At 50.7% G+C, this 5576-nt stretch carries 4 protein-coding genes and 1 pseudogene; all 5 read right to left on the bottom strand.

The annotated features are described in order from the left end of the window. Positions 1-194: 194 nt before the first annotated feature. Positions 195-359: pseudogene (locus BSZ32_RS09875) on the bottom strand (thymidylate synthase); the annotation flags it as partial. Between the two features lie 140 nt (positions 360-499). After that, on the bottom strand, positions 500-2254 hold the full coding sequence (locus BSZ32_RS09870) for a metallophosphoesterase (RefSeq protein WP_165788765.1): 1755 nt from the start codon (positions 2252-2254) through the stop codon (positions 500-502). Next, positions 2251-3771 carry a fibronectin type III domain-containing protein gene (locus BSZ32_RS09865; RefSeq protein WP_105043266.1) on the bottom strand — a complete coding sequence of 507 codons (1521 nt, stop codon included), beginning with the start codon at positions 3769-3771 and terminating at the stop codon, positions 2251-2253. Before BSZ32_RS09865 ends, BSZ32_RS09870 begins: the two co-directional genes overlap by 4 nt. 4 nt (positions 3772-3775) lie before the next feature. After that, entirely contained in the window at positions 3776-4693 is a 918-nt protein-coding gene (locus tag BSZ32_RS09860) for a tetratricopeptide repeat protein (RefSeq protein ID WP_129589696.1), read from the bottom strand. Between the two features lie 18 nt (positions 4694-4711). Continuing rightward, a complete protein-coding gene (locus BSZ32_RS09855) occupies positions 4712-5476 on the bottom strand; it encodes a PEP-CTERM sorting domain-containing protein (protein WP_105043264.1) in 765 nt (254 codons plus the stop codon). Positions 5477-5576 lie beyond the last annotated feature (100 nt).

The raw sequence follows: 5576 nt of genomic DNA, 5'->3' as shown, positions 1-5576 counted from the left end.
CAAGATATTGGGCTTCTTAACGGCATCGGCTGCGGACACAGTCTGCAGCGTGCATGGTAGTATGCAGCCAAGTAAGGTCGCTATCTTAACCCATCTGTTCATTGTTTTATCTCTGCTATTCATCATCGGACTGCTAGGAATTTGCTTTTTGGGTGAGGTGGTCGGAGTTGCTTTCATGGGGTGATAAGGGGGTTGATCGACCGGAGGTGCAGTTTTTTGGTGGTCAGGCACGGGAATCCTTCACGGAGGTCAAAACGAGTTTGTCGGCCAAAAACTGAGATCGTGCCCGTGCCTGTGCGATCAGTGCGGGATTCACCATTTTCCAAGACATCGGTGAGAAGATCAAGATACTGCTGCATGAAGTGACACTGAAGAAGTCAACGATAAGAAGCAAATTGGAAGATGCTCAATCTAATACTTCAGGAATTTATCGGGCTGGTTCATGCTAGTCGAGGGCATCGCGATAAAACTCATAGTGCTCGAAAGCCCAGGAACGGTCTTACTTTTCGATTCGAAGCTGGATAAACCTCCTGGTTTCTTCCGTACCTAGAGTGACTTCCCCCTTCCGCGACTCCACTCCCGTCGGATTAGCCGGACCGTCGAGGGAATAGTCAACCCCAACCTCCGTCCAGTCGAACAAATCCGTGGAAGTCAATACGCTGAACGTAAGATCCGTCAGCGCGTTATTCTGCGAATAATACAGCTCCAATGTATTCGCTGAGAACTGAAAGGTCGGGAGCAAGGCACTGTCATCCGTCCCTATACTTCCTCCAAAAGCGTATTCCTGCAAACGATCCAGCTGGTCATTATCTGTGTCCAACTTCCATAAAGCATCTGTCAACACAGCAGCACCCAACTGGCCAAACCACCAGTCCTGTGACGGCTTATCCGCAAGGGTAGCCGAATCCATCGTCTGGGTTCCTAAAAAATAACGGTCACGTAACGCCCCCCCTGAGCCCGCAGCTTGCTGCGCAGCTGTCACTGTAACCTCCATCGACTCACTTCCCTCTGCTAGAGAATCAACAACCCGGGTCACGGTCAGTTGCTTGCTTGTCTCATCGGCTGTAAATGACACGCTACCTGTCAACATCGGGCTATAATCTCCGCCATTGACCGCACTTCCACTGACTTGATAGTTCACGTCCTCGGCAAAGGACGTAGCTCCACTGCGGGTCAGGGTGAATGTGGCTGTGTTATCGGCTCCATGTTCTGCAAAGCTGTCATCAGTGGCCGACACTTCGATCGTCGTGCCCTTCACAATCGTAAAATCATCACGTATACTGTTTGCTCCATCGATATATTGTGCATTTAATTTGTTACCATCAACCGTCAGAATCATGGAGCCCATGACACGCAGGTTAACGACAAAAACCGGGTGAGGAGTGGGATTGACCGTTGCCGATGAACCGCCGTCCCAGTTGCTGATTTTCCCGGATGCACCGCAGATCGTATAAATCGTTCCCTTCTCACCCTCGGCCAATGGTTTTTCATAAACACCTGTGAAACCCGAGGTGAGGAACGCACCTGCACTATCAATGCTGCCAACATCACTGCCATTACCGGTGTCGAGCCCATGAGTGCCCAGGACAAAATCACCACTGAGTGAACTCGTTGTGTTACTAAAATTACTATGATGCCCGTTGACGAGCATGGATCGTTCGTAGCAGTGGCTATGACCGGAAAGCACCAAATCCACTCCGTATTTTTCTAAAAGAGGCGTTACGTAGCGGCGTATTTGGATGTGTTGACCTTCGACATCCGAGTCATGCGATCCTTTGGTGTAAGGTCCGTGATGGAAGTAGGCAATGATCCAGTCCTTATCCGTCGCTTGCAAATCCAGCTCTAACCAATCGACCATCCCGCCACCACCCGGGGTGTCGTTGTAGTTTCCTCCCGTTTGAGAATCAAGACAGACAAAGTGGATGTTGCCATGGTCATGGGAAAAATAGCGTTCAGAGCCTGAGGCCACGCCGCCGCATTCGGCGGCTGTTGGAAAAGTATGAATATCAACGTAGGGTGCCCCACCACTGGTGCCTGTTTCATGATTCCCAATGCAGGACCACATCACGGTATTGCGTAGAAGCTCCGGATAGGAATCAAATACCGCTCTTTGGAACTCAGTGTCCTTTCCACTACTGTAAGCGTTATCTCCCAGCATTAACCACGCATCGGTATGGGCGCTGCCCGTGCGTGTGCGATAGGCGTTGTAAACGTTATGCTTGGCTGTGCCCGTCGTCCCGCTGTCACCAATCACCCAGATCCTTGCAGCGGCACGCTCGCCAGAAGGAGGATAGTTTTGAAGTAGTAAGGGGCATCAGCCCCAGCTGAGTCAGTGCCGGCGGCATTGTTGGTCTCGATTTGATAATAATAGGTTGTCGACGGGTTCAAGCCTTCGACCGTCACCTCATGTTCGGTCACCAATGGATCAAGCGTTATCGATTCAGTCAAATTCCCCGGAGCATCTCCATAACGAAGAACTGAATTGCCCGCGCTAACAGTCCTCCATCGCACCGTCATCCGGTCATGGCTACCTTGCTGTAAATAGGGCCCGCGCGTGATCGCAGGCAACTCCGGATCGATACCCACCATTTGAAGACTTAATCCGAGATTGGGGGAAGTTGTATTGGTTGGGTGCATGGAGACCGCCAGCAAATTAACCCCCGGCTGAATAATCCCGGAGCCTGAAACGTTTAATGTATGAAAAGTGGTCTCACTGCCATCCGCCCCGGTTTGTTTTCCCCATGTATCTTGCGCAGCATCAGCTGGCAAATCCCCGATAACTCCCACCAAGTTCCCATTGAGATAAACAAACGCCCCATCGTGAGCCAGTATGGAAAAATCAGCCTGATCGTGACCAAAAACCCCACCGTCAAATGTTTTGATCAAGTAAGCTGCCCCCCGGGTGCCGCTGTCGGGGGTGGGAATCGTTGTATTAGCCGATGGAATACCTGTGACTCCTCCATACTCAAAAGGCCCCTGGTGCCCCGTGGTAAATGCGGGCCCGTCATAAACCGCGCCTGCGTACCCCCCAAAAGTCTGATTGTACCAAGTCGTGTTAAAATCGGGATCCGCACTCTGGCTCCCATGCCCAACTACGGGATCGTAACCATCACTCGTGGATGAATCGATAGGGCTGAGCATCGCCCAGTCACTGCTCTCATAAGCCACAAGAAATAGTTTACGTTCAAGTTCGAGATCAAAACCCAAATCAGAACTTCCTGCACTTCTATTGTGCACAGAAATGGCCAGCAAATTAGGACCAGGCTGAAGAAGGGGTGCCCCGATAAGTGGTATCTCATCGTAGTTGTTCTCATTCCCGCTTCCCGACGAAAATTGCACATAGGTATCGGGATCGATCACAGTATCGCGTGCGATCAACACTCCGTTAAGATAAACAAAGGCTCCATCGTCCGCCAATAATTTGAGGTTCAATTGCGAATACCCCGCACCTCCATCAATGACTTTGTAAAAGTAGCTGGTGACTTTGTTGGCCAGCGTCGTCCCGCCTGACAGCCCACTCACGTTATCATACTGAAAAGGCGCGGGCAAGCCAGCGGTGAATGCCGGTCCATCGTAACTCCCCCCCGTATAGCCACCTACAGTAGGATTGAACCATGTTGTATTAAAATCAGCATCCGTGTCCGCGGGATCCACACTGCTGTTCAGCATACTCCAACCCGCACTACCTTTCTCGATAACAAAATCGGCATAGGCCGAAAATAGAGTGCACAACAGAACGATCCCTGTGGAAATAACGATTTTTAATTTCATGATTTTATAATTTTTTGAGTAATTCTTGGTGCTTTAATTTCATATGCGGGAGTGCCCGTGTTCGTGCTGGAAGATGTTGCCACGCTTGTTTGGCCTCCATCATTGCCCGATTCATCTTGACGCTATCCCGCGTTTTCCACATCTGAGCCTCTTCCATCCACCAGCCGAAACTTAGAGTTGGATTCTGCTCCCGCAATATCGAGTAAACCTCTGCCGCATCATCCGGCCTCCCCCGATCGCGTAGCATCCGTGCCTTGGATTCCCCGAGGACAGGTAGGGGCCCTAACGACTTTTCCGCTCCGGCATACACCTTGAGTGCCGCATCGATATCGTTTCGTTTCAGAAGAATCTCCACATACCGACTATATAAACTCAAGGGCGCGCGGGGCTGGAGTTTGATGGCGCGCCGGATGCCCTCCTCCGCCAGCTCAGTCAAATCCAAATGCCCACAACACCTGCTTCGCAATACCAAGGCCGTTACATCATCCGGATGCACGACCAAAAACCTGTCCAATTCCAACTTCGCCCGCTTCCACTTTTTTTGATCACTGAGAATGGCAGCCAGCACAAGGTGACGTGTCGTCAGCCCAGGCTGAAGCTTCTTGACCAGAGCCACATCCTGAAGAGCCCTTGGCATGTCGCCGTGTTTCCTCAAATATTCCGCCCGCTCAAGCAACAACCCCGTATCCATCGGTGACGCCTCGATTTTTGAGCTCAGTTCCCCGATTATCTCATGCAAATCCCCGTGGCCATACAACCCATGAGATGCTAGCACCCACATGAGCACGCCCATTAGAGGGTGAAGAAAAGTTGTTAGGGATTTGTTTTTTTGTCGGTGCCGTTGAGAGGAGGACAAGCTCGTCTGCCGTTCCAAACGAAAAACTCCACCACCCGGTGATGCGGAGTGGAGTTGAAATAACATGGGTTTTTGAAGGCCGGATTACCTGCGGCGACGCAGGATCAAGGCAAGTCCACCGAGAGCTAGAAGGGCGGTGGTGGTGGGTTCTGGGACTGCTGCTACTGTGCCGTCGAACGAAACATTATCGACAGTGTAGTAATCAATATCCTCATCCACATGGAAGCCAATGATCAGCTCAGCAGAGGTAACTGTGTCATCAAAGGTGTAGGTAAGGAGCCCGCCAGCGAATGTAGTATCATCGGCTAAAGCTGTTGTGTTACTGTTTCCGAACATCGTCAGCACATCGATACCGGTGGCTAATCCGTCCAAGTAAAGACGCACAAACATAGCATCATCATCTTGGCTGGATCCTCCGATTGTGGTCGCAAGGTTGAGTGTCATTGTTGAGCTATCGTGTCCTGATAGATCGACGGTGGAAAACAGGGCAAACCCTGATTTCTTATCATCAAAAATACTGCTTAAACTATCTGGAACCGCATATTTTCCTTCTGCAGGTAACTTAAACCCACCTGTGCCGCTGCCTGACATGTGCCCTCCCCGGAGCGTCCCACCTACTGTCTGGATGCCCACACCGCTTGCTTTGGACGCCGCTACAAATCCAAGACCGCCCCCAGAGTAGGTAATTGTGTTGTCTCCAAGACCCTCGGTCCAAGAAGTCTGTCCACCTGTCTCAAAGACCTGGTCAGTAGCAAAGGTCTGCGAAGTGATCGTTGCAGCATTAACGCTGGTAACAGCACTTAACCCGATCATTGTCAGGCTTGGTAGTAATAATTTGGTAATTTTCATAAGGTAATTAATGAATTGTTAGGATTATTGTTCTTTGCGAGCTTACCGGATCGATCCACCGTGGATAAAACCGGACATGAGACGCTAAGAACCAATATTT

The sequence above is a fragment of the Rubritalea profundi genome (assembly GCF_002954445.1).
In the GTDB taxonomy this organism is placed as follows: domain Bacteria; phylum Verrucomicrobiota; class Verrucomicrobiia; order Verrucomicrobiales; family Akkermansiaceae; genus Rubritalea; species Rubritalea profundi.
This window is presented reverse-complemented; position numbering and strand designations above follow the sequence as displayed.